Origin of the sequence: Nocardiopsis camelliae (assembly GCF_028993595.1) — a bacterium.
Lineage (GTDB): Bacteria > Actinomycetota > Actinomycetes > Streptosporangiales > Streptosporangiaceae > Nocardiopsis > Nocardiopsis dassonvillei.
Genome location: NZ_CP118614.1, coordinates 852072 through 873789 on the forward strand (window position 1 = coordinate 852072; position 21718 = coordinate 873789).

Annotated in this window: 20 protein-coding genes; 13 read left to right on the top strand and 7 right to left on the bottom strand. The window is 72.3% G+C overall.

What is annotated here, in order from left to right; all coding sequences use genetic code 11:
* Positions 1-377: 377 nt before the first annotated feature.
* From ehuB to PV789_RS04105, 8 genes are all read left to right on the top strand, one after another.
* Entirely contained in the window at positions 378-1232 is an 855-nt protein-coding gene (ehuB, locus tag PV789_RS04070; RefSeq protein ID WP_274978040.1) for an ectoine/hydroxyectoine ABC transporter substrate-binding protein EhuB, read from the top strand.
* 7 nt (positions 1233-1239) lie between these two features.
* The gene (gene ehuC / locus PV789_RS04075) at positions 1240-1968 is read left to right on the top strand and encodes an ectoine/hydroxyectoine ABC transporter permease subunit EhuC (protein ID WP_274976201.1); all 729 of its coding nucleotides are present in this window, start codon (positions 1240-1242) and stop codon (positions 1966-1968) included.
* Complete coding sequence (ehuD, locus tag PV789_RS04080; RefSeq protein WP_274976202.1) at positions 1968-2606, top strand: ectoine/hydroxyectoine ABC transporter permease subunit EhuD; 639 nt, start codon at positions 1968-1970, stop codon at positions 2604-2606. Before ehuC ends, ehuD begins: the two co-directional genes overlap by 1 nt.
* Positions 2593-3429: an ectoine/hydroxyectoine ABC transporter ATP-binding protein EhuA gene (gene ehuA / locus PV789_RS04085; RefSeq protein ID WP_274976203.1), complete on the top strand. Its 837-nt coding sequence runs from the start codon at positions 2593-2595 to the stop codon at positions 3427-3429. The genes ehuD and ehuA overlap by 14 nt, the downstream gene beginning before the upstream one ends.
* A 166-nt stretch (positions 3430-3595) precedes the next feature.
* Entirely contained in the window at positions 3596-4528 is a 933-nt protein-coding gene (locus PV789_RS04090) for a CPBP family intramembrane glutamic endopeptidase (protein ID WP_274976204.1), read from the top strand.
* A gap of 165 nt (positions 4529-4693) precedes the next feature.
* Complete coding sequence (locus PV789_RS04095) at positions 4694-6805, top strand: RNA degradosome polyphosphate kinase (protein ID WP_274976205.1); 2112 nt, start codon at positions 4694-4696, stop codon at positions 6803-6805.
* Positions 6802-7803 carry an NUDIX hydrolase gene (locus PV789_RS04100; RefSeq protein ID WP_274976206.1) on the top strand — a complete coding sequence of 334 codons (1002 nt, stop codon included), beginning with the start codon at positions 6802-6804 and terminating at the stop codon, positions 7801-7803. Before PV789_RS04095 ends, PV789_RS04100 begins: the two co-directional genes overlap by 4 nt.
* A gap of 57 nt (positions 7804-7860) precedes the next feature.
* On the top strand, positions 7861-8304 hold the full coding sequence (locus tag PV789_RS04105) for an SRPBCC family protein (protein WP_274976207.1): 444 nt from the start codon (positions 7861-7863) through the stop codon (positions 8302-8304).
* Positions 8305-8461: 157 nt separating this feature from the next.
* Here PV789_RS04105 and PV789_RS04110 read toward each other — a convergent pair whose 3' ends face one another.
* The gene (locus PV789_RS04110; RefSeq protein ID WP_274976208.1) at positions 8462-8971 is read right to left on the bottom strand and encodes a hypothetical protein; all 510 of its coding nucleotides are present in this window, start codon (positions 8969-8971) and stop codon (positions 8462-8464) included.
* Positions 8972-9240: 269 nt separating this feature from the next.
* On the opposite strand from PV789_RS04110, the gene PV789_RS04115 reads away from it, so the two are divergent.
* Positions 9241-9936: a M50 family metallopeptidase gene (locus tag PV789_RS04115; protein WP_274976209.1), complete on the top strand. Its 696-nt coding sequence runs from the start codon at positions 9241-9243 to the stop codon at positions 9934-9936.
* 323 nt (positions 9937-10259) lie between these two features.
* Here the strand turns inward: PV789_RS04115 and PV789_RS04120 are convergent, their stop codons facing one another.
* The 3 genes from PV789_RS04120 to PV789_RS04130 all read right to left on the bottom strand — a co-directional run bounded on the left by PV789_RS04120 (position 10260) and on the right by PV789_RS04130 (position 14814).
* Positions 10260-10610, bottom strand: a complete 351-nt coding sequence (locus PV789_RS04120) for an STAS domain-containing protein (protein WP_017567895.1) — start codon at positions 10608-10610, stop codon at positions 10260-10262.
* A gap of 586 nt (positions 10611-11196) precedes the next feature.
* Positions 11197-13554 carry a hypothetical protein gene (locus PV789_RS04125; protein ID WP_274976210.1) on the bottom strand — a complete coding sequence of 786 codons (2358 nt, stop codon included), beginning with the start codon at positions 13552-13554 and terminating at the stop codon, positions 11197-11199.
* Between the two features lie 165 nt (positions 13555-13719).
* Positions 13720-14814 (bottom strand): CaiB/BaiF CoA transferase family protein, encoded by a 1095-nt coding sequence (locus PV789_RS04130; protein WP_274976211.1) that lies wholly within the window; start codon positions 14812-14814, stop codon positions 13720-13722.
* A gap of 379 nt (positions 14815-15193) precedes the next feature.
* Between PV789_RS04130 and PV789_RS04135 the strand changes: the two genes are divergently transcribed.
* Positions 15194-15403, top strand: coding sequence for a hypothetical protein (locus tag PV789_RS04135; RefSeq protein ID WP_274978297.1), 210 nt, complete (start codon positions 15194-15196; stop codon positions 15401-15403).
* Between the two features lie 159 nt (positions 15404-15562).
* A complete protein-coding gene (rsmA, locus tag PV789_RS04140) occupies positions 15563-16444 on the top strand; it encodes a 16S rRNA (adenine(1518)-N(6)/adenine(1519)-N(6))-dimethyltransferase RsmA (RefSeq protein ID WP_274976212.1) in 882 nt (293 codons plus the stop codon).
* A 240-nt stretch (positions 16445-16684) separates the two neighbouring features.
* Here the strand turns inward: rsmA and PV789_RS04145 are convergent, their stop codons facing one another.
* Both PV789_RS04145 and PV789_RS04150 read right to left on the bottom strand, forming a co-directional pair.
* Positions 16685-16909, bottom strand: coding sequence for a hypothetical protein (locus PV789_RS04145; RefSeq protein WP_274976213.1), 225 nt, complete (start codon positions 16907-16909; stop codon positions 16685-16687).
* Entirely contained in the window at positions 16896-18320 is a 1425-nt protein-coding gene (locus tag PV789_RS04150; protein ID WP_274976214.1) for a PspC domain-containing protein, read from the bottom strand. The genes PV789_RS04145 and PV789_RS04150 overlap by 14 nt, the downstream gene beginning before the upstream one ends.
* A gap of 219 nt (positions 18321-18539) precedes the next feature.
* Between PV789_RS04150 and PV789_RS04155 the strand changes: the two genes are divergently transcribed.
* Together PV789_RS04155 and PV789_RS04160 are read left to right on the top strand one after the other, a co-directional pair.
* Positions 18540-19742 (top strand): ATP-binding protein, encoded by a 1203-nt coding sequence (locus tag PV789_RS04155; RefSeq protein ID WP_274976215.1) that lies wholly within the window; start codon positions 18540-18542, stop codon positions 19740-19742.
* A gap of 158 nt (positions 19743-19900) precedes the next feature.
* Positions 19901-20572, top strand: coding sequence for a response regulator (locus PV789_RS04160; RefSeq protein ID WP_248773528.1), 672 nt, complete (start codon positions 19901-19903; stop codon positions 20570-20572).
* Between the two features lie 206 nt (positions 20573-20778).
* Here PV789_RS04160 and PV789_RS04165 read toward each other — a convergent pair whose 3' ends face one another.
* A complete protein-coding gene (locus PV789_RS04165; RefSeq protein ID WP_248774795.1) occupies positions 20779-21708 on the bottom strand; it encodes a nucleoside hydrolase in 930 nt (309 codons plus the stop codon).
* Between the last annotated feature and the right edge of the window lie 10 nt (positions 21709-21718).

A 21718-nucleotide genomic window follows, 5' to 3' on the forward strand; every position in this document is an offset into this window, starting at 1 on the left:
GTGACGGAGAACCGGACCCAAAGTCACGAGCACCAGGTGACCCGCCCTGAGCAGGCCAAAGGGCGGATCACCCCGAGACTGCACGTGAATAACCAGTGCATAACGGACTAATCGGGTCCTGTTACTGCCGGTCCTGCCCGGGGAGGGAGACCCCCGTACTTGTGCCGCCCCGCCCTGCCCCCGGGTGGCGGCCACAGCCGCGGCCCGGTGCCGCACACCGCCCACACCAGGCATCCCGATCCGAATGCGCGGCGCTGTCGTCCAGCCAGGCGAGAGCGCCGCTCCCGCGAGTCTTTCGAGGAGCAGTCGTGAAGAAGCAGGTACCCGCAGTACGCAGAGGAGCCTGGGGCCGCCGTGACGCACTCCGCCTGGGAGGCGTGGGGCTGGCCACCCTCGGCCTGGCCGCCTGCACCCGCGTCGACGGCGGAGGCGGCGGGGAGGGGGAGGAGGGCGCCTCGACCCTGGACCGGCTGCGCGAACAGGGCTTCGTGGCCGTCGGCCTCGCCAACGAGATCCCCTTCGGCTTCGTCGACGACTCCGGCAACCCGGCCGGTCAGTCCCCCGCCGTGGCCAAGGCGGTCTTCGAGGAGCTGGGCGTCCCCGAGATCCAGGCCTCCTCGGTGAACTGGGACGGGCTCATCCCCGGCCTGAACGCGAACCGCTTCGACGTCATCGCCGCCGGTGTGTTCATCACCCCCGAGCGCTGCGGCCAGGTCGCCTTCAGCGAGCCCACCGCCACCTCCCCCGAGGCCTTCATGGTCGCGGAGGGCAACCCGCACGGCATCCAGCACTTCACGGACTTCGTCGACAACCCCGACCTCGTGCTCGCGGTCCTCAACGGCTCGGTCGAGCAGACCTACGCCGAGTACTTCGAGGTGCCCGAGGACCAGATGGAGCTCATCCCCAACCAGACCGCCGGCTACGAGCTGCTGGAGGCGGGGCGCGTCGACGCGATGTCCATGCTGAGCGTGTCCCACACCTACCTGCTCCAGGACCGGGGCGGCCCCTTCGAGGTCACCGAGGCGTTCTTCCCCGAGATCGACGGCCAGGAGGAGAAGGGCTGGGGCGGACTGTGCTTCCGCCAGCAGGACACCCAGCTCCTGGAGGAGGTCAACCGGGTGATCGCCGAGTTCAAGGAGAGCGGACGCCTCCTGGAGCTGGGCGAGGAGTGGGGCTTCACCGAGGCCGACCTGCCCGACGACACGACCACCGCCGAACTCTGCGAGGGATGAACCCGCAGTGGACTTCCTGATCCAGCGGCTACCGCTCTACGCCGAGGGCGCATGGGTCACCATCCAGCTCACCCTCGGGGGCATCGCACTGGCCTTCGTCCTCGCCATGGTCTTCGGGATCATGGGGACGATCCGCCACTGGCTCCCCCGGGCCGTCGCCACGGTCTACGTGGAGGTGTTCCGGGGGATCGCCGCCCTGGTGCTGATGTTCTGGATGGCGTTCGCCCTGCCCCAGTTGACCGGTTTCCAGCTGGCCGACAACTTCGCCGCGATCCTCGCCGTGGGGCTCAACCTGGGGGCCTACGGGGCCGAGGTCGTGCGCTCGTCCATCAACGCCGTGCCCAAGCCGCAGGTCGAGGCCACCGTCGCGCTGAACCTCTCCTGGTTCCAGCGGACGCGCCTGGTCGTGCTGCCCCAGGCCTGGGCCCAGATGCTGCCCACGTTCGGCAACCTCGTCATCGAGCTGATGAAGGCCACCGCCGTGGCCTCCCTCATCGCCGTGAACGACCTGACGGCCGTCGCGCAGAACATGCGCCAGGCCACGGGTGAGACGGTGGTCGCCTTCATCGGCGCCTTCATCCTCTACTACCTGATCGCGCAGGTGCTCATCCTCGGCATGCGACTGCTCGAACGCCGCGCCAACCGCAAGCTGGGCCGCGCCGCGCCGGGTGGCGGAGGCCTGGCGTCCCTCCTGCGGCCCCCGGCCATCGACGCGAAGGCGGGGGTGGCCAAGTGATGTTCTGGGACTTCGAGTGGACCTTCGAGGTCATGCCCGACCTGCTGGGCGGGCTGTGGGTGACCGTCCAGGTCACCGTCCTGAGCTACCTGATCGCGCTGGCCCTGGGCCTGGTGATCGCCATCGTCCGCCGGGTGCCCTTCGTCGGGGCCGTCCTGCACGCGGTCATGGAGTTCATCCGGACGACCCCGCTGATCATCCAGCTGGTGTTCGTCTTCCTGCTGGCCCCGTCCTTCGTGACCGGGTTCACCGTGGGCGTCGTCGTGATCGGCGTGCACTACGCGGCCTACACCGCCGAGGTCTACCGCTCGGGCATCGAGGGCGTGGCCAAGGGGCAGTGGGAGGCGGCCCGGGCGCTGAGCCTGCCCACCAGCCGCACCTGGGGCGCCATCGTGCTGCCGCAGGCGGTCCGCAAGACCATCCCGGCGCTGGGCAACTACCTCATCGCGACGTTCAAGGACACGCCGCTGCTCATCGCGATCAGTGTGCCCGAGCTGCTCACCGAGGCCAGGCAGATCGGCAGCGCGAGCTTCCGCATCGTCGAGGCCTACACCATGGTCGGGTTCCTGTTCCTCCTCGTGAGCATCCCCTCCGCCATCCTCATCCGACGACTGGAGCGACGCTATGCCGCCGTCTGACACCACCGTGAACGAAGAACCCCAGGGTGTCGGCAACGGGCCCCAGGACCAGTCCCTGATCGTCTTCGACGACGTGGTGAAGCGCTTCGGCGACCTCACGGTGCTCGACCACCTGAACTTCTCCGTCGCCCCCGGCGAGCGGGTCACCCTCATCGGCCCCAGCGGTTCGGGCAAGACCACCATCCTGCGCCTGCTGATGACCCTGGAGAAGGTCACCGAGGGCGTCATCTGGGTGGGCGGCGAGCCCTTCAGCCACATGCGCAAGGGCCAGGGGCTGACCCGGGCGAACGAGTCCTACCTGCGCGCGCGCCGCAAGCGCGTCGGCATGGTGTTCCAGCAGTTCAACCTGTTCCCGAACATGACCGTCCGGCAGAACATCACCGAGGCGCCCGTGCACGTGCTGGGCACCCCCAAGGCCGAGGCCAACGCCAAGGCCGAGGAACTGCTGGAGCTGGTCGGGCTCGGCGACAAGATCGACGCCCACCCGACCCAGCTCTCGGGCGGCCAGCAGCAGCGCGTGGCGATCGCCCGCGCGCTGGCCATGCAGCCGGAGATCCTGCTCCTGGACGAGGTCACCTCGGCCCTGGACCCGGAGCTGGTGGCCGGGGTCCTGGACGTGCTGCGCGAGGTCGCCGAGACCACGGACATCACCATGCTGTGCGTGACGCACGAGATGGCCTTCGCACGCGACGTCTCGCACCGGGTGCTCATGTTCGACCAGGGCCAGATCGCCGAGGAGGGCACGCCGGAGCAGATCTTCGGCGACCCCAAGGAGGAGCGCACCAAGTCCTTCCTCCGCTCGGTGCTCGACAACGGTTTCTGAGAGGGCCTTCCGCACCCGCGCACCGCCGGGGCCGCTCCTGCGGGAGCGGCCCCTCGGCGTGACGGGACATGTCGAGGCGAGTGGCGACATACCGTAGTCATTAAGTAGCTTTTAGTTTCCCCTTGGGCAGAATGAGAGTTCTGAGACAGGGGGGACTCTTGTGACCATGGTGCGAAGATGGGGGCTCGTCTGGGGGGTGCTGGTCGCCCTGCTGCTTGTCGCGGTGCCGATGCTCTCCCACCCCGTACTGCGCTCCGACGTCCTCGGCGACTCCCTGGTCCTCTTCCTGGTCTCCTGGTCCCCGATGCTGGTCGGCGGCATCCTGGCCTGGGCCATGGTCAGGGGCTTCGGCGCCCGCGAGCAGCTGGACCGCCGCGTCGTCCAGGCGATGGACGGCCACCCCCTCGGCCGCGAACTGGGCTGGCTGGGGCTCTTCCTCGTCGGCTTCGTGGCGTCCATGGCGCTGCTGTCGCTGCTCTTCGCCACCTACGAGGCGGTGTTCGGCGCCGACCTGGCCATGTCCGAGGCGCTGGTCTCGCGCCTGCTGTTCCTGTTCACCCTGCCGCTGCTGGTCATGGACCGCTCCGGCATCACCCTGGACGGCAAGGGCACCGCCATGCCCGCGGTCGCCCTGAAGGTGTCCGAGCCCTGGCGCTGGCTCGGGATGGTCCCGATCGCCATCGCGCTGCTCCTGATCGGCTACCTGCTCATCCCGCGCCTGGGGCTGCCGGGGCCCTCCCTCCAACTGCTGGGCTACGTGCTCGCGTTCACCGTCATGGCGGTGTGCGAGGAGATCTTCTTCCGGGGGATGGTGCAGACCCGCCTGGAGATCCTCATGGGCCGCTGGGGCGGCATCGTCACCACCTCGGTGGTCTTCGCCCTCACCTACGCCCTCATCCAGCCCTACGACGCGGTGTCCCAGCTGCCGGGGACCGACCTGGTCTACAACACCGGCCTGGCCCTGCTCACCTACGCCACGGCCAGCCTCCTCTACGGCTACCTGTGGGCGTGCTTCCGCAACACGTGGATCCAGGTGGTGATGCGCGTGGGCATGTTCCTGATGCTCATGCCCCCCGACCTCCAGACCGGTGTCATGTGACCGGACCCGTGCACCGGGCGAACGGTAAAACCCGCGGTCGGAAGGGGAAGACCACGGCGGGAACGGGCATAAGGCTACAGAGGGTCCACACCAGTCGTGTCGCGGTCATTTTCCCCTCACGGGGTTGTCACCTCGCGGTCATGGAAAAGGGGGAGTCTGCCCACTGTGAGCACGGAAACAGCGCCAACACCCGAGGGGCCCGCCGCCGGTACGCCCGAGCTTCCCGCCGACAGGTTCATGGACAGGGAGGAGGGGTGGCTGCGCTTCAACCAGCGCGTGCTCGAACTCGCCGAGGACGAGGACATCCCCCTCCTCGAACGCGCGCGGTTCCTGGCGATCTTCTCCAGCAACCTGGACGAGTTCTTCATGGTGCGTGTGGCCGGGCTCAAACGCCGCCTGGCCACCGGCCTGTCCGTCGCCTCCTCCAGCGGACACCACCCCCGCGCGCTGCTCGGGCGCATCTCCCGGTTCACCCGCGAACTCATGCTCCGCCAGGCCGCCTGCTTCCACGACAGCGTCGCGCCCGCCCTGCGCGAGGTCGGCATCCGCGTCGTGCGCTGGAACGAGCTGGAGACCGTCGAGCGCGAGAACCTGCGCGGCTACTTCCAGCGCTCGGTCTACCCGCTGGTGACGCCCTTCGCGGTCGACTCCGCGCACCCCTTCCCCTACATCTCCGGCCGCTCGCTCAACCTCGCGGTCGCCGTCCGCGACCCCCACGACGGGCGCCGCATGTTCGCCCGGGTCAAGATCCCCAGCTCCCTGCCCCGCTTCATCGAGCTGGGCGACCGAGAGGGCGGCCGGTTCGTCCCCGTCGAGGACATCGTCGCCGCCCACCTGCCCCAGCTCTTCGAGGGCATGCAGATCCTGGAGCACAACGCCTTCCGGGTCACCCGCAACGCCGACCTGGAGGTGGACGAGGACGAGACCGACGACCTCGTCACCTCCCTGGAGAACGAGCTGCTGCGCCGCCGCTTCGGCCCGCTCGTGCGCCTGGAGGTCGAACACGACATCAGCGACGAGGCCCTGGCCATACTCACCGAGGAGCTGGGCGCCGAGGAGGAGGAGATCTACCGGGTCCCCGGCCCGCTCAACCTCGCCGGGCTGTCCCAGATCGCCGACACCGACCGGCCCGAGCTGCGCTACCCGCCCATGGTCCCCGTCGAGCCGCGCGCCCTGACCTCCGGCGACCTCTTCGCCACCGTCCGCGAGCGCGAGGTCCTCGTCCACCACCCCTACGAGTCCTTCGCCACCACCACCGAGCGCTTCCTGGCCCTGGCCGCCACCGACCCCGAGGTCGTGGCGATCAAGCAGACCCTGTACCGCACCAGCGGCGACTCGCCCATCGTGGAGTCCCTCATCGAGGCCGCCCGCGAGGGCAAGGAGGTCGTGGTCCTGGTCGAGATCAAGGCCCGCTTCGACGAGCAGAACAACATCCAGTGGGCCCGCAAGCTCGAACAGGCGGGCTGCCACGTCGTCTACGGCGTCGTCGGCCTCAAGACCCACTGCAAGCTGTCGATGGTCGTGCGCCGCGACGACGACGGGCTGCTGCGCCGTTACTGCCACGTGGGCACCGGCAACTACAACCCGAGCACCGCCCGCATGTACGAGGACCTCGGCCTGTTCAGCGCCGACCCCGAGGTGGGCGAGGACGTCAGCGACCTGTTCAACAGCCTCACCGGCTTCTCCCGCAAGAAGCACTACCAGCGCCTGCTCGTGGCGCCCGGTGCCCTGCGCGAGAGCCTGCTCGAACAGATCGCCGTCGAGATCGACAACAGCCTCAGGGGCGAGCCCGCCCACATCCGGATCAAGGTCAACTCCCTGGTCGACCTGGAGATCATCGACGCCCTGTACCGGGCCTCCCAGGCCGGGGTGAACGTCGACCTGTGGGTGCGCGGCAGCTGCGTCCTGCGCGCCGGAGTGCCCGGGCTGTCCGACAACATCCGGGTGCGCAGCATCCTGGGCCGCTTCCTGGAGCACTCCCGCATCTTCGTCTTCGCCAACGGCTGGCGGCCCCAGGTGTGGATCGGCAGCGCCGACCTGATGCCCCGCAACCTCGACCGCCGGGTCGAGGCCCTGGTGCGCGTGGCCGACACCGAGCAGTGCCGCAGGCTGGTGCGCCTCATGGACCTGGCGATGGACGACGCCACCTCGTCCTGGCGGCTCGAACCCGACGGGACGTGGACCCGGTGCACCCGCGACGGCGACGGGCGCCCGCTCACCGACCTCCAGGACAGCCTGCGCGGCGACCGCCACCTGCGCGTGGTGGAGGGCGGGTGAGCACCGTACCGAACGGGGGAGACGTGGAGGGATCGGTCGAGGGCGCCCACGGGGCGGGCCCCCTGCGCGAGACGGCGATCGGCGGCTACCTCGAACCCATCCGCGCGGCTGGAGCCCTGCTGTGGCGCGAGGGTGCGGGCGGCACCGAGATCGTCCTGGTCCGCAGGCCCGACCGGGGCGACTGGTCCCTGCCCAAGGGCAAGCTCAAGAGCCGCGAGCACCCCGTGACCGGCGCGGTCCGCGAGGTGGTCGAGGAGACCGGCCTGACCCCCGTGCTGGGCCGCAGGCTCCCCCCGCAGCGCTACCTCAAGGACGGCTGGCCCAAGCAGGTGGAGTGGTGGGCGGCCACCACCGCCGACCCGGCCGCGGGGATCGACTACCCGCCCAACGACGAGGTGGACCTGGTCGAGTGGGTGCCGGTGGAGGAGGCCCGCGACCGCCTCACCTACGACCACGACGTGCGGGTGGTCGACAACTTCCTGGCCGGGCCCGCGAACACCTTCCCCGTCATCCTGCTGCGGCACCTGTCGGCGGGGGACAAGGGCGCCTGGACCGACGACGACCTGCTGCGGCCCCTGGACGGGACCGGGCGGGCCGACGCCCTGGCCCTGCCCCGGGTGCTGAGCGCCTACGGGCGGCCCCGCGTGGTGACGTCGGCGGCGGCGCGTTGCACCGAGTCGCTGCTGCCCTACACGGTGGAGTACGACGTGCCCACGCGCACCGAGCGGGCGTTCACGATCCACACGTCCCCGGACGGCTCCGCGTACGGCGTGGCGGAGGCCCGCGAGGCGTTCGCTCGCGTCCTGGCCGAGGGGAGGCCGACCGTCGTGTGCACGCACGGCGAACTCGTCCCGCAGCTCATGGCCGAGGCGCTCACCCGGCTGGGCGCGCCGTTCTCCCAGCAGCTGGGGCTGCGCAAGGGCTCCTTCTGGGTGGTGCACGTCACCGCCCGGGGCGGAGGGCTGGCGGCGGTGGAGCGGCACGCCGTCCGGGCCTGAACCCGGATCCGGCGGGGTGGCCTGAAGCCGGCCGCGCGGCGCTGCCATGATGCGGTCATGGCCAAACACAGGGTTGCGCGGAGCGTCGTGGTCGACGCTCCCGCCAAGCGGATCTTCGACATCATCGCGGCGCCGGAGCGGCACGCCGAGTTCGACGGCTCCGACACCGTCCTCTCCACCCTCTTCGGCCCGGAGCGGCTGGAGCGGGGCAGCGAGTTCGGCATGGACATGAGGATGTTCGGCGTCGGCTACCGGATCACCAACCGGGTGGTGGAGTACGAGGAGGACCGCCTCATCGCCTGGCGGCACTTCGGCCCGCACCGCTGGCGCTACGAGCTGGAGGAACTGGCGGAGGCGGGCACCCGCGTCACGGAGACCTTCGACTACTCCAGGGGCCTGCCGGCCTTCTACGTCCTCATGGGGATGCCCGCCAGGAACGCGCGGAGCATCGAGCAGACTTTGGTGCGCCTCAAGGCCGCGGCGGAGTCGCGGGAGGGCTGACCGGCCGTCCGGCCCGACGGCCGACACGACGGGCGCCGCCCGCGGGTCGGGGGCCGCGGGCGGCGCTGTGGTGAGGAGAGCGGGTCCGTCGCGTCGGCGCCGCGCGCCCCCTCCTGCGCGGGCGCGCCGTGCTCAGCCGGACGCGCGGACCCGGCGGCTAGCGCCGGTCGTCGTCCTCGTCGTCCTGGTGGTAGCCGTCCTTGTGGTCCTTGCCCTTGCGGTCCTCGTCGCCGTGGTCGCCCTTCTTGCGGTCGTGGCCCTCGCGGTCCTCGTGGTCGCCGCCGCGCCGGTCGTGGCCCTCGCGGCCGTCGCGGTCACCCTTCTCGCGCTTGTCCTTCTTGCCCTTGTCCTCGTGGCCGTCGCCGTGGTCGCCCTTCTTGCGGTCGTCGCCCCTGCGGTCCTCGTGGTCGCCCTTGCGCCGGTCGTCGCCGTCGCGGCCCTCGCGGCCCTCGCGGTCGCCCTTCTTGCCCTCGTCGTCGTCCCCGCCCTTGTGGTCCCTGCCCTTGTCGCCGTGGTCGTGCCCGTTGTCACCGTGCTCGTGGTGCCAGCCGTTGTCGTGGTGACCGTGGTAGCCGTTGTGCTCCTCGTCCGCGACGGCGGGGGAGGCGGCGCCGATGACGGCACCGGCGGTCAGGGCCATAAGGGCGAGTCCAGCGATACGCTTCACAATAATCCTTGCTTTGAGTAGCCAGAAAATCACTGACAGTGATGAATGTAGGCTGGCGATCCCCGTTTGGCCAGTTCATCGGCGCAAGGAAATCAACATTGCTCTCGCAGAGCGCGCGGATTCCACGACAGAACACGGAACGTCCGCACATGCCCTAAAGTTCGGCAAGGGCCCCTGTTCCACGCGTCTCCCGGCAACCGCGGCGCGCACCGGTGGGGCCCGTGCACGATCGGGTCGAACCAGAGTCGGGGGCACACGTGGGAACAACCTTGGGCGACGTCTGGCGGGAAGTGCTGTCGGTCCAGCCCGAACCGGAGCGGTGGATCATCGTCACCGCGGCGGTGCTGGCCCTGGCGGCCGTGCTGCTCGGACCGCCCTGGCGGATCGGGCGCAACGTCGTCACCATCGCCCACGAGGGCGGACACGCCCTGGTCGCCCTGCTCAGCGGCCGCCAGCTCACCGGGATCCGCCTGCACTCCGACACCTCGGGGGTCACCGTCTCCCGGGGCAAGCCGACCGGCATAGGCATGGTCCTGACCGTCTTCGCGGGCTACGTCGCCTCGTCGGTCATCGGCCTGCTCGGCATCCTCATGCTCATGTCGGACCGCATCACCGCCCTGCTGTGGCTGAGCATCGTGGTGCTCGCCGCCATGCTCCTGATGATCCGCAACGTCTACGGCGTGGTGTCGATCGTGGTGACCGGCGCGGTGGTGTTCGGCATCAGCTGGTTCACCCCGCCGGAGGTGCAGGCGGCCTTCGCCTACCTGTTCATCTGGTTCCTGCTCTTCGCGGGCGTGCGGCCGGTGATCGAACTCCAGGCCCAGCGCAGGCGCAACCCCTCACCGCACTCAGACGCCGACCAGCTGGCCCGTCTCACCGGCGTGCCGGGAACCCTGTGGGTCGTGGTGTTCTTCCTGTTCAACGCGGCCGTGACCGGCCTCGGCGTCTGGCTGCTGCTCTTCTAGGCAGTGCTTTTTTGGGACCTCCGCTCCGCTTCGGTCCGTGTTCGGGCGCCCAAGGTGCGGGAACCTTCGGTGCCTACGGCGGGTTCGCTCGTTCCTCGCGAACCCGCCTCCGCCACCTCCAGAACCCCGCGGGCGCCCGAACCAACCCCCACAGGCTGAGACCGGTTCGCGCGGGTCGACGGTCCGCCGATCGCGAGCGGGACGGACCCGGACACGACGAAGGGGCGCGACCGCCGTGGTCGCGCCCCTCGCGCGTGTGCTGTGGCCGTGTCCGCTGTCGTCGTGTGTCCGGGAGGCTGCCCGGGGGCCGGGCGGCACGGGCGCTAGGCGCGCGGCGCCGTGAGCGCCTCCGAGACCGTCGTGAAGACGGGGATGCGCGTGTCGAGCGAGGTCACCCGCAGGGTCTGGAGCACCCGGTGGATGGGTGAGGCGATGGCCAGGACCGCCTTCTGCTCCTTGGCCGCCTTGTGCGCGCGGATCAGGACGCGCAGACCGCTGGAGTCGATGAACCGCAGGTCGGCGCAGTCCAGGACCACCCGGCCGAAGGGCTGCGTGGTCAGAGCCTCGGTCACCGCCTCCTGGAAGCGGTGCTCGGTGGCCATGTCGATCTCCCCGTCCAACGCCAGGACGCGTCCGGCGTCGTGCAGGGTGGAGGAGATGTTCAGGTCGGGCATGGCGACTCCGGCGTATTCGGGCCTCGCCCGACGGATCGGCGCGGTGGGCCGCACGCGGCTCCACGAGCGCGTGCCGACCGGGACGTTGGTCGTGTTACCGCGGTGGCCAAGCTGATGGTTCATCAAGTTCCTTGCGTGATGCCCCCGGACCGGGGGTGAAACGCCCTTCTCGCCTGGGTCTGCCGGACGGGTCCGCGTGAAACGGAGTCATCGGGCAAACGTACGGACCCGGGCCGGAAGTTCCTGCGTGTCCGTGCCCTTGCGATGGAGGCGGCAAGAACGGACGGTGCGCCGGTGGGCGCCGAGCCGCTGCCTCGGGCCACTCCCGCCCTCGGCAACTGTGCAAACCAGCCCGCGGGGGCGGGCATTCCCCGCCGGTGCGGCGGGGGTGGCCGTCGGAGGGCGGTGCCTGGCCTCTTCCGAACGGTCGGTCGGACCGGCTCCGCGCCCGGCGGAGCGCCGGGTGTCTCCCATGAGAAGCCGTCCAGCCACGGACTTTACCACAGCGCCGTGGCCGATTCGTGACGTGAGCGACGCAAGGTCGTGCTCGCGTCCTTTGCTCCCCGTGTGCTTTATGAGGTATGCATCACATGCACTGGGCGTTCTCGGCGGGTTCGGGGGCCGGTGTCCGGTCCTCGTCCCTCTGCTGGAGGGCCCACACGCACGCGGACAGTGTGAGCGGTACCACCACCGTCAGCGCGATCGCCGGGATCGCCACCCCGGAGTCGTTGACCGCGAAGCCCACCAGAGCGGTCACCAGGGAGCCGGTCAGTCCGGCCCGCAGCGTCGGCGCGTACTCGTAGGCCACCTGGAGCGCGCCGATCCGCCAGTGGGTCGGCCGGTGCAGCATCACGAACAGGAACACCAGCGCGCACGCCGCCAGCAGGGTCAGCTGCCAGTTGCCCAGCGTCCCCAGCATCGCGCTCAGCTTGCGGGCCACCACCGCCCCCGCCTCGCCGCTGACCACCTGGCCCGCGAACGCCCCGAGGTGGCTGCGGTCCCCGGGCGGGCGCAGGTAGTCCAGCCACGAGATCAGCGAGATCGCCGCCACCGTCACCAGGGCCACCACGGCCAGGCGCACCGCCGTCACGCGCACCCCGGCGATCATCATCGTCGTCACCGCCAGGCCGGGGATCAGCGCGATCACCCCGCCGAAGTCGGTGCCCAGGCCCGGCCAGCCCACGATCAGCACCGTCGCCGCACCGACGACCAGGGTCACCGCCACGGCGGAGCGGCGCCAGCCCCGCGAGACCAGTTCGTGGGAGACCCCCGCCACCGTCATCAGCATGCCGGTCGCGAACGTCGCGAACGCGATGTTGCCGACCCCGTAGAACCGGCCCGCCACGATCGGCGAGTACCCCGTGGGCGAGTTCATCTGGAGGTAGGCGCCGAAGCACAGGTCCAGGAAGAGCACCGCCGTGGTCGCGCCCGCGACCACCGTCATCGGGCCCAGGGCGGTGCGCCGCCACGGCCCCGCCATGGCCAGCGCCACCACCAGGGCGTCCGCGGCCAGGACGCACACCAGCAGCGACAACAGGGGAGAGGACGAGGCCCACCACGGGATGAGGTTGGCCAGGTAGCTGGCCACCGGGAAGGCCGCCCCGGCCAGCGCCACCGCCCGCGTCAGCGTCAGCACGCGCGCGCGTTTGCCGCGCTGCCGGTTGGAGTAGCGGTGCAGCGCGTAGGCCGCCGCCGCGTAGACGAGCAGCTGGAAGGCGACCAGGCCGCTGAAGAAGCCCGGGATGGCGGCGCCCACCACCACCGCGGCGGTGTTGAACTCCACCAGCCGCCCGACGGCCTCGTCCGTCGCCGGCGGCCGGTCGGCCAGGTGCCAGGCCCGGCCGCTGGTCGGCTCGGTGGCCCGCATCCCCAGGGCGGTCAGGACGGTCGGCGTGGTGTCGGTGAGCACCACCAGCCCGGCCCGGCGGGTCGAGTCCGAGGCCAGGAAGGCCCCCTCACCGGTGAACCCGGTATCCGCGACCTCACCGGACACGGCCACCGTGAGCTGGGAGGGCCCGGTGTCCATGGAGACGCCGACCACCATCAGCGACGAGCCGGTCGGCAGCACGCGCTCCAGCGTCCGCAGCCGCTCGTCCATGTCGGCCAGCGCCTTGTCGCGCTCCCACTCGGGGACGTCCTCGGGGTCGGGCTCGGGCGGTCCCTCGGCCTCCCCGTCCGCCTCCTCGTCCTCGTCCTCGTCGGCGTCCTCGCCGACCGGCTCCTGGGCGGCCTCCCGGGCCTCCTGGTCGGTGATCGGCGGGTCCGGGTAGTCGGGGTAGAGGCGGGTGAGCCCGGCCAGTTCGACCGCCGCGAGGGAGACCCCCTCCAGACGGTCGGTGGTCAGTTCGCGCACGTCGTCGACGTAGTGGTCCACCCGACCGGAGGCGTCGGCCACGCCCAGGGCGGCGCCGTGGCCCACGGCGAGCGTGGTCCCGCCCTCCTCGCGCACGGTCTGCCCGAGCAGTCCCACGGGGGCCTGGAAGGCGGTCCGCGCGTTCTGGCTGACGTAGGCGTCGAAACCCGGGACGACCGCGCCCGAGCCGGTGCGCTCGGGCTCCGGGGCGGCCTCGCACACCGTGAAGCGCTCCCGGATGGACAGGGCGCGCTGCCCGGCCGACACCGACAGCCAGCCGTCGGTCGGGCAGGTGCGCGAGGTGGCCGTGCGGATCGACACGTTGCCGATCGAACCCTCCTCGGCCATCCCCCACAGGGTCGGTGTGGTCTCGGGGTTCACGTCCTGCCACAGCAGCCCCGGTACCCCCACGAGCACCACGGGTCCCTCACGCTGCCCGGCCGGTCCCTCGGGCCCGGACAGGGCGTCGGTCTCGGCGGGAACCGCGGCGGACGCGGCGGGCGCTGCGCACAGCACCACCGCGGCGGACAGCAGCAGGGCACCCAGACGCGTTCCCCAGTGCGTCCCCGGTGTGACGAGCCGTCGTGGCATGGCGGACCCCCCGTCGCGCGCTCAGCCGGACTGGTCGCTCACCCTAGCCATTCTCCGCGCCGCGTAGGGGGATTCGCGGGGCCCGGCGCGTGGGGCGGCACGGGCGGCGGAGGGCGCGAGAGGGGTTCGGGTCGGTAACCGGACGACGCGCGGACGGGGTTTCGGTCAGGGGGCGATACCCCACTCCCGGAGGGTCCGCGCGGTGTCGGGCTGCCGGGCGCCCCGGGTGACCCCGCCCGGGGTGCGGTCGAAGCGCGGCGCCGGGCCCGACACGATCCGGTCGCCGTCGCGCACGAGCGAGCCCCGGGCGCGCACGTGCGGGTGGTCGGGGGCCTCCTCCAGGGACAGGACGGGCATCACGCAGGCGTCGGCGCCCTCGAAGACCTCTCCCCACGCGTCGCGGGTGCGGGTGCGCAGGACCTCGGCGAACCGCTCCCGCAGCCGGGGCCAGCCCGACCGGTCCCACTGGTCGGGCAGGTCCTCCCCGGCCAGGCCGGTGCCCTCCAGGAACGCGGCGTAGAACTGGGGCTCGATGCAGCCCACCGACACGTACCGGCCGTCGGCGCACTCGTAGACGTCGTACCAGGGTGCGCCGGTGTCCAGGTAGTTGGTGCCGCGCTCGTCGCTCCAGGAACCGCGCGCGCGGTCCTCGTGCAGCATCGACATCAGCAGCGCGCTGCCGTCCACCATCGCGGCGTCCACGACCTGGCCGCGGCCGGAGGAGTGGCGCTCGACCAGCGCGCCGAGGACGCCGGTGACCGCGAACATGGTGCCCCCGGCGAAGTCGCCCAGGAGGTTGACCGGGGGGACCGGCGGGCCGCCCGCGCGCCCGATGGAGTGCAGGGCGCCGTTCACGGAGATGTAGTTCATGTCGTGCCCGGCGGTGCGGGCCAGCGGCCCGTCCTGGCCCCAGCCGGTGACCCGCGCGTAGACCAGGCGCGGGTTGGCCTCCAGGCAGGCCTCGGGGCCCAGGCCCAGGCGCTCCATGACCCCGGGACGGAAGCCCTCCAGGAGCACGTCGGCGCGGGAGACCAGGTCGCGGGCGAGCGCGAGGCCCTCCTCGGACTTGAGGTCGGCGGGCAGGACGGTGCGCCCCTCGCTCATGTGGGGCCCGCCCCCGCCGGAGTTCATCGCGTCGGCGGCCGCGGGGCGGTCGAGGCGGATGACGCTGGCGCCCAGGTCGGCGAGGAGCATCCCGGCCATCGGCGCCGGGCCGATCCCGGTGAACTCGACGACGCGGATTCCGTTCAGGGGTCCCATGGGGAGGTCTCCAAGGCGGTAGAGGGGAGCGCGCGCGACCAGAACAGCGCTCGGTTCATTGTGCAGGGTCCGGTTCCGCCGCGCCACGTCGGCGCCCTCCGCGGTGCGCCGGGGGAGAGGGGAGCGGAAAGGGCGGTAAAGAGGGGAAAAGGAAATTCGGTTTCGAAGGTCCGCGAGTCGCTTCGCCTTTTTCGGTCAGATACAAAAGTGCTCCAGCAAGGGGCGTTAATGCGTCGGTGCTCGCTGGCGGAAGAGCCCTTCTCCGGCTCCGGAAAAAAATTTCCGCCACCCCGCCGCCAGTGGTGGCACACCGGAGCGCACCCGTGCGGACAGATCACGGGAAAACCGTACCGACCTTTCCGAAAATGACGAATCCGCCATGTCCAGCACCACGGAGACCCCCGCCTCGGGGAAGGGCGCCCGCCGCACCCGGGGACGGCGACGCGCCCGGCGGCATCTCCCGCTCCCGCCCCCGGTCGCGGCCGCCGCCCCCGCCGGGCAGACCCGGCCCACCCAGCAGCTCTACGACAGCGTCGGCGGCGACCGGCCGAGCCAGTGGCCCCACTGCGGCACGCACCTGTTCGACTGACCGCGAGGATGTGCGGCTGCTTCTCCGTCAGGCCCGACCCACCGACTGACCGACACCGAGGGGCCGTCCCGGACCCGGAGCGCAACGGCGACCGGAGGACCGGTCGGGCCACCGCCCGCATTCGCCGCAAACGGGACGACGCGCGGGAGCTGGCAAGATGTGGGGGTGACACAGACACCCGCACCCGACGACCGCTCCCGCCTGCTCACCCCCGCCGACGTGCGGACACTGGCGGAGCGGTTCGGTATCCGGCCCACCAAGACCCTGGGCCAGAACTTCGTCATCGACCACGGCACCGTCCGCCGCATCGTGCGGGTCGCGGGGGTCACCGAGGAGGACGCCGTCGTCGAGATCGGCCCGGGTCTGGGCTCGCTCACCCTGGCACTCCTCCCGCACGTGCGCCATGTGACCGCCGTGGAGATCGATCCGGCGCTGGCCGAGGCACTGCCGGGCACCGTCGCCGACCACGCGCCCGACCTCGCCGACCGGCTCACCGTCGTCCACGGCGACGCCATGCGCGTGACCGGGCTGCCCGGACCCGAACCCACGGCGCTGGTGGCCAACCTGCCCTACAACGTGTCCGTCCCGGTCCTGCTGCACCTGCTGGAACTGCTGCCCAGCCTGCGGCGGGTCCTGGTCATGGTGCAGGCCGAGGTCGCCGACCGCGTCACCGCCTCCCCGGGCGGCCGCGTCTACGGGGTGCCCTCGGCCAAGGTCGCCTGGTACGCCGGGGCCCGCCGCGCGGGAGCCGTCGGCCGCAACGTGTTCTGGCCCGCCCCCAACGTCGACTCCGGGCTGGTCGAACTCATCCGCCGCCCGCCGCCCGCCACCACGGCGAGCCGCGAGGAGGTGTTCCGGGTGATCGACGCCGCCTTCGCCCAGCGCCGCAAGACCCTGCGCGCCGCCCTGGCCGGGTGGGCCGGTTCACCGCCCGCCGCCGAGACCGCCCTGCGCGCGGCGGGCGTGGACCCCTCGGCCCGGGGCGAGTCGCTGGACGTGACCGCGTTCGCGGCCATCGCCGAGCAGCGCCCGCGGCCCTGAACCACGGCGAACCGGGCCCGGCCCCGGCCGCCGGGGCGGGCCGGGGGCATGCTCCCCGCCCTTCCCCGGGCGCTTCCCGGGCACCCGAACAGGGGCCGCACCCGCAGCGGCACGCTTTCGTGGGACAAGCCGCGGGGCGCCTCCCCGTCCCGGTCGGCGCCCCGCGTTTCCCGCGTCCCCAGCGGGTCCTTGTGTTTTCCCTTGTGGTTCTCGCAGCCCCCGCCTCCGGGGGCGTGTCCGTCACTCCAAGGTGTCGGAGCGGCTCTTCGCGGAGGGCCGCTCGCGCCGGTGCCGGGCGAGCACTCGGGCCGCCCCGGCAGCGCCCAGACCCCCCAACAGCACCGGCAGCACCCACAGGACGTTGAACTCCCAGTCGCCCGTGCCGCGCATGACGAACCCGACCGCCAGGCCGAGGAACAGCAGGCCCGCGACCAGCGAGCCCCAGTCAGTCCTACGCTCCGCCACGCTTCACCTCCACGACCCCGACCAGTGAGTCGGTGCGCACGTTGATCCGCGGGGCCCGGGCCCCGTCGCCGCCCCGCGCTTCCTCGCCCCGGGCCCCGGCCTCCGCCGCGGCCCCGTGGACCTCCTCGTAGTCCAGGGTGACCCCGAACACGTCGTCCCGCCCGCCCTCGCCGAAGTCCACGCCCCCCAGACCGATCGTCGAGCGCACCGCGACCTCCGCGTCCTCGGGCAGGACCAGCTCCACGCGGCCCGCCCCCATCCACAGCGACACGTCGACCGCCTCGCCGGGCTCCAGGTCCTCCAGCCCCGTCAGGTCCAGGGTCCCCGAACCCACGGTGAGCCGGTGGTCCCCGGACTCGGCCGCGGCCACCGTGGTCGGCCGCCACGTCTCGTCGCCGATCCGCACCCGGGTCAGGTCGGTCACCGACGCCAGCATCACCAGCAGCACGGCCGCCGCGCCCATCGGCAGCAGCCCCCGCGGATTACCCGCCCAGGTGCCGACCAGCGCGTACACGCCGACCACCGCCAGCGACCCGGCCAGGAAGAACACCCCGGTCTCCGGCCCGAACAGCAGGTCGGCCGTCCGCCCGCTCCACAGCGAGGACGACCAGCCGAACTCCAGCACCGACACCACGACCGCCCCGGCCACGACCGTCCACAGGGCCAGGGAGGCCAGCGGCAGTCGCCTGCTCTCGGGACCGCATCCCCCGTCCTGCGCCCCCCGCGCGTCGGACCCGCCCGACTCGCCGGAACGCCCCTCCTCCTCGTCCTCGTCCCCCTCGGCGTCCCGCGCGGCGCCGCGCTCCGCCACCACCGCCAGGTCCACCGGCCCCTGCGGCGCGGACGCCCACGGCTGGGCCGGGTTGTAGTAGGTCGCGGTCGGCTCCGGGGAGGGCGTCGCGGGCGGCGGGTCCGTGGCCCGCAGGTCCTCGCGCAGCTCGGTGAACGCCGTCCGAAGGTCCACGCCCCGGTTGCGCGCGGCCAGCAGCCCCAGCACCAGGGGCACCGCCAGCACCAGCGTCGACCACCCCAGTCCGCCGACCAGGCTGAACGTCGTCGCGACCGCCAACCCCACCGCGAGCAGCTTGGGCACCGTACGGGGCGGGATACTGCGGTTGAGCATCTGCTCGAACGTCGCCGGAACCCCCTGGGCGTCGCGCATGAGCATCCACGCGGCGATGTAGAGCAGCAGCCCCGTCGCCCCGGCGAACGAGGTCAGCACGAAGGCCGCACGCCACACCACCGGATCGACCCCGGTGTACCGGCCCAGGCCCGCGCACACACCGGCCAGAACCCTGTCCTCGTCCCCCTTGCGCAGCTCGCGCACGGAAGCCCCGGCGTCCGCCTCCGCCGTACCGGAAGCCGACGCCGCCGGGGCGCCCTCCGGCACCGGGTCGTCAGTCATGGTCACTCACCGCGCTCTCCTCACCCACCCATGGTCACCCGCCGCCGCCCACCAGCACATCCGGGACGACCCTGAACCCACCCTGACGGGGGCCCCGCCAGGACCAGGGGCGCGCCCCCGATGCCCGGCCCGCTCCGGAGGGGGCATCCTGGACAGCACAGGACCCACGAACGCGGCGGGCGCGTACATCCTCCCCGCCGCACGGACGAAAGCGGTGATCGGGCGGTGGCAGCAACGGCCGCGGACACCCCGCGGCTCACCCGCGCGGTCAGGGGCAGGCTCCTCGGCGGCGTCGCCGCCGGGCTCGCCCGCCACCTGGGCCTGGACCCGGTGGTGGTCCGCCTCGCCTTCATGGCGCTGTCCGTGGGCGGCATCGGCATCGCCGTCTACGCCGCCCTGTACTTCTTCGTGCCCAACGACTCCCCGGAGGAGGGGACGGCCGAGTCCGAGAGCCGACGCAAGGGCCGCGACCTCTCCCAGCTCATCGCCTACGTCGGCCTCGCCGCCGGACTCGGCCTCCTGTTCCTGCTCTTCGGCGGCGTCTTCGACCCGCTGCTGTGGTTCGTGGTCTTCGGCGCCCTCGGCGGCATCATCCTCTGGCAGCAGGCCAACCCGTCCCAGCGCGACCAGTGGATGACCAGCACCGTCAGCCGCTCCTCACCCAAGGGCATCATGCGCGCGGGCGCGGGCGTGCTGCTCGTCGTCGTCGGCGCCATCGGCTTCCTCGTCTTCCAGGAACAGCTCCAGAACGCCCGCGCCGGCCTGACCTTCGCCTTCACCGTGCTCGCGGGCATCGCGCTCATCGTGGCCCCCTGGATCATCGGGCTGGTCCGCGAACGCGACCAGGAGCGCCGCGAGCGCATCCGCAACGCCGAGCGCGCCGAACTCGCCGCCCACATCCACGACTCCGTCCTGCACACCCTGACCCTCATCCAGCGCCGGGCCGAGGACCCCCGAGAAGTGCAGCGCCTCGCCCGCGTCCAGGAGCGCGCCCTGCGCAGCTGGCTCTACCAGCGGCCCGCCGACGCCGACACCACCGTCTCGCCCGCGCTCGAACGCGTCGCCGCCGAGGTCGAGGAGGAGCACGGTGTCCCCCTCGAAGTGGTGTGCGTGGGCGACTGCCCCATGGACGACGCGCTGGCGGCCATGCTCCGCGCCGCCCGCGAGGCCATGGTCAACGCCTCCAAGTACGCAGGGACGGACAGCATCTCGGTGTTCGGCGAGGTCGACCAGGAGGAGGTGCTCGTGTTCGTCCGCGACCGCGGCGCCGGGTTCGACATGGACGCCGTCCCCGAGGACCGCATGGGCGTGCGCGGCTCCATCCTGGGCCGGATGGAGCGCCACGGCGGCTCCGCGCGCATCCGCACCGGCCCCGGCGAGGGCACCGAGGTGCAGCTGCGCATGCCGCGCATCCCCGACCTGCCGTAGACCCCGGACCGGGCGCGGGGCGCGGGCGGTCCCGGTCGCCGGTCCCGCCGCCGGAGCGACCGCCGGAACGGCCGACGACGGTGTCGGAGGACGGCCGGAAGCGGACAGCCCCCGACGCCGGTGTCCCCGTCCGCCCCGACGTGGGTAGAGTCCACGGTGTGGCAGACGAGAACACGACCTTCAGTAGCGGTGACGCGGTCCCCCGCGTCGTGATCGTGGACGACCACCGGCTGTTCCGCAGCGGTGTGCGCGGTGAGCTCGGCGACGCCGTGAACGTGGTCGGCGAGGCCGGCGACGTCGACGCCGCCGTGCACGTCATCGGGGAGAAGCAGCCCGACCTCGTCCTGCTGGACGTCCACCTGCCCGGGGGCGGCGGCGTGGAGGTGCTGCGCCGGGTCCTGGCCCAGCACCCCCAGATCCGCTTCCTGGCCCTGTCGGTCTCCGACGCCGCCGAGGACGTCATCGGCGTGGTGCGCGGCGGCGCCCGCGGCTACGTCACCAAGACCATCTCCGGCAGGGAGCTGGCCGACGCCATCGTGCGCGTGGCCGACGGCGACGCGGTCTTCTCCCCGCGCCTGGCCGGGTTCGTGCTGGACGCCTTCTCCGCCACCGACGCCCCGCCCGTGGACCCCGAGCTGGACCGGCTCACCCAGCGCGAGCGCGAGGTCCTGCGCCACATCGCGCGCGGCTACGCCTACAAGGAGGTGGCCAAGGAACTGTTCATCTCCGTCAAGACCGTGGAGACGCACGTGTCCTCGGTGCTGCGCAAGCTCCAGCTGTCCAACCGCCACGAGCTGAGCCGCTGGGCCACCGCCCGCAGGCTGGTCTGAGCCCGGCGCCGGACGCCGCGCCCCCCGCGCGCTTCGCCCGGCGCGGGCCACGGAGCCCGGGTCAGCGGGCGGAGGACCGACGGGCCCGGACCGCGGGGCACGGCGAAGCAGGAGCCCCCGGGGACCCCCCACAATCCATGGGACCACCGTTCGGGGGCGCGCCGCCACCCCCTCCCGCGACCTGTGGACAACCCCGGCGGGGCCGCTCAGCGCAGCGAGTCGAGCATCCGCCCCAGGAACTCGTCCTCGGCCACGCCCGTGACCACCCGCGCGGGGCGGCGCTCGCCGTCCCGCGGGCGCGGGCGCAGGTCCGCCACGGTCATCCCCCGCGTCAGCGTCCCGGTCAGCTCCACCTGCACCGGGGCCTCGAAGGACTCCGTCACCAGGTGCGGGTCCACCAGCACCGCCGCGGCCAGCGGGTCGTGCATCGCGCACTGGCGGACGCCGAAGATCCCCGAGTAGAAGTCGGCGTAGAAGTCCAGGAACGCCGACGTGCGCACGGCGCGCTCGCCCGCGACCGCGGCCAGCTCCGCCAGCCACTCGGTGGTGGCCACCGTCTTCATCGTGATGTCCAGCGCCACCAGGTCCAGGTCGAACCCCGCCGCGAACACCGCCTCGGCCGCCTCCGGGTCGTTGCTGATGTTGGCCTCGGCGTGCGAGGACACGTTGCCTGCCACGCGCACCGCGCCGCCCATCACCACCAGGCGCCGCACCAGCCTCGGCAGCTCCGGCTCCAGGGCCAGCGCGATCGCGAGGTTCGTCAGCGGCCCCACGGCCAGCACGTCGATCTCGCCCGGGTTCTCACGGGCCAGGCGCACCAACAGCCCGGCCGCCGTCTCCGACACCGGCCGACCCGCGGGCTCGGGCAGCTCCACGTCCCCCAGGCCGTTGCCTCCGTGCACGTGCGCGGCCAGCTTCGGCGGCTGCACCAGCGGACGCGCGGCGCCCACCGCCACCGGGACGTCCGGGCGGCCGTACAGCTCCAGCAGCCGCAGCGCGTTGTCGGCCGTGACGTCCACGCTGTTGTTGCCGAAGACCGCCCCGACACCGACGATCTCCACCTCGGGCCGAGCGGCCAGGTAGGCGAGCGCGACGGCGTCGTCGATCCCCGGGTCGCAGTCGACGAACACACGCATGCTCAAGGAA

Bases quoted from the DNA above. Each gene is read 5' to 3' on its own strand.
- ehuD (WP_274976202.1), top strand. From the start codon at position 1,968: ATGTTCTGGGACTTCGAGTGGACCTTCGAGGTCATGCCCGACCTGCTG.
- ehuA (WP_274976203.1), top strand. From the start codon at position 2,593: ATGCCGCCGTCTGACACCACCGTGAACGAAGAACCCCAGGGTGTCGGC.
- PV789_RS04090 (WP_274976204.1), top strand. From the start codon at position 3,596: ATGGTGCGAAGATGGGGGCTCGTCTGGGGGGTGCTGGTCGCCCTGCTG.
- PV789_RS04105 (WP_274976207.1), top strand. From the start codon at position 7,861: ATGGCCAAACACAGGGTTGCGCGGAGCGTCGTGGTCGACGCTCCCGCC.
- PV789_RS04120 (WP_017567895.1), bottom strand. From the start codon at position 10,610: ATGCCCGACCTGAACATCTCCTCCACCCTGCACGACGCCGGACGCGTC.
- PV789_RS04125 (WP_274976210.1), bottom strand. From the start codon at position 13,554: ATGCCACGACGGCTCGTCACACCGGGGACGCACTGGGGAACGCGTCTG.
- PV789_RS04130 (WP_274976211.1), bottom strand. From the start codon at position 14,814: ATGGGACCCCTGAACGGAATCCGCGTCGTCGAGTTCACCGGGATCGGC.
- PV789_RS04135 (WP_274978297.1), top strand. From the start codon at position 15,194: ATGTCCAGCACCACGGAGACCCCCGCCTCGGGGAAGGGCGCCCGCCGC.
- PV789_RS04165 (WP_248774795.1), bottom strand. From the start codon at position 21,708: ATGCGTGTGTTCGTCGACTGCGACCCGGGGATCGACGACGCCGTCGCG.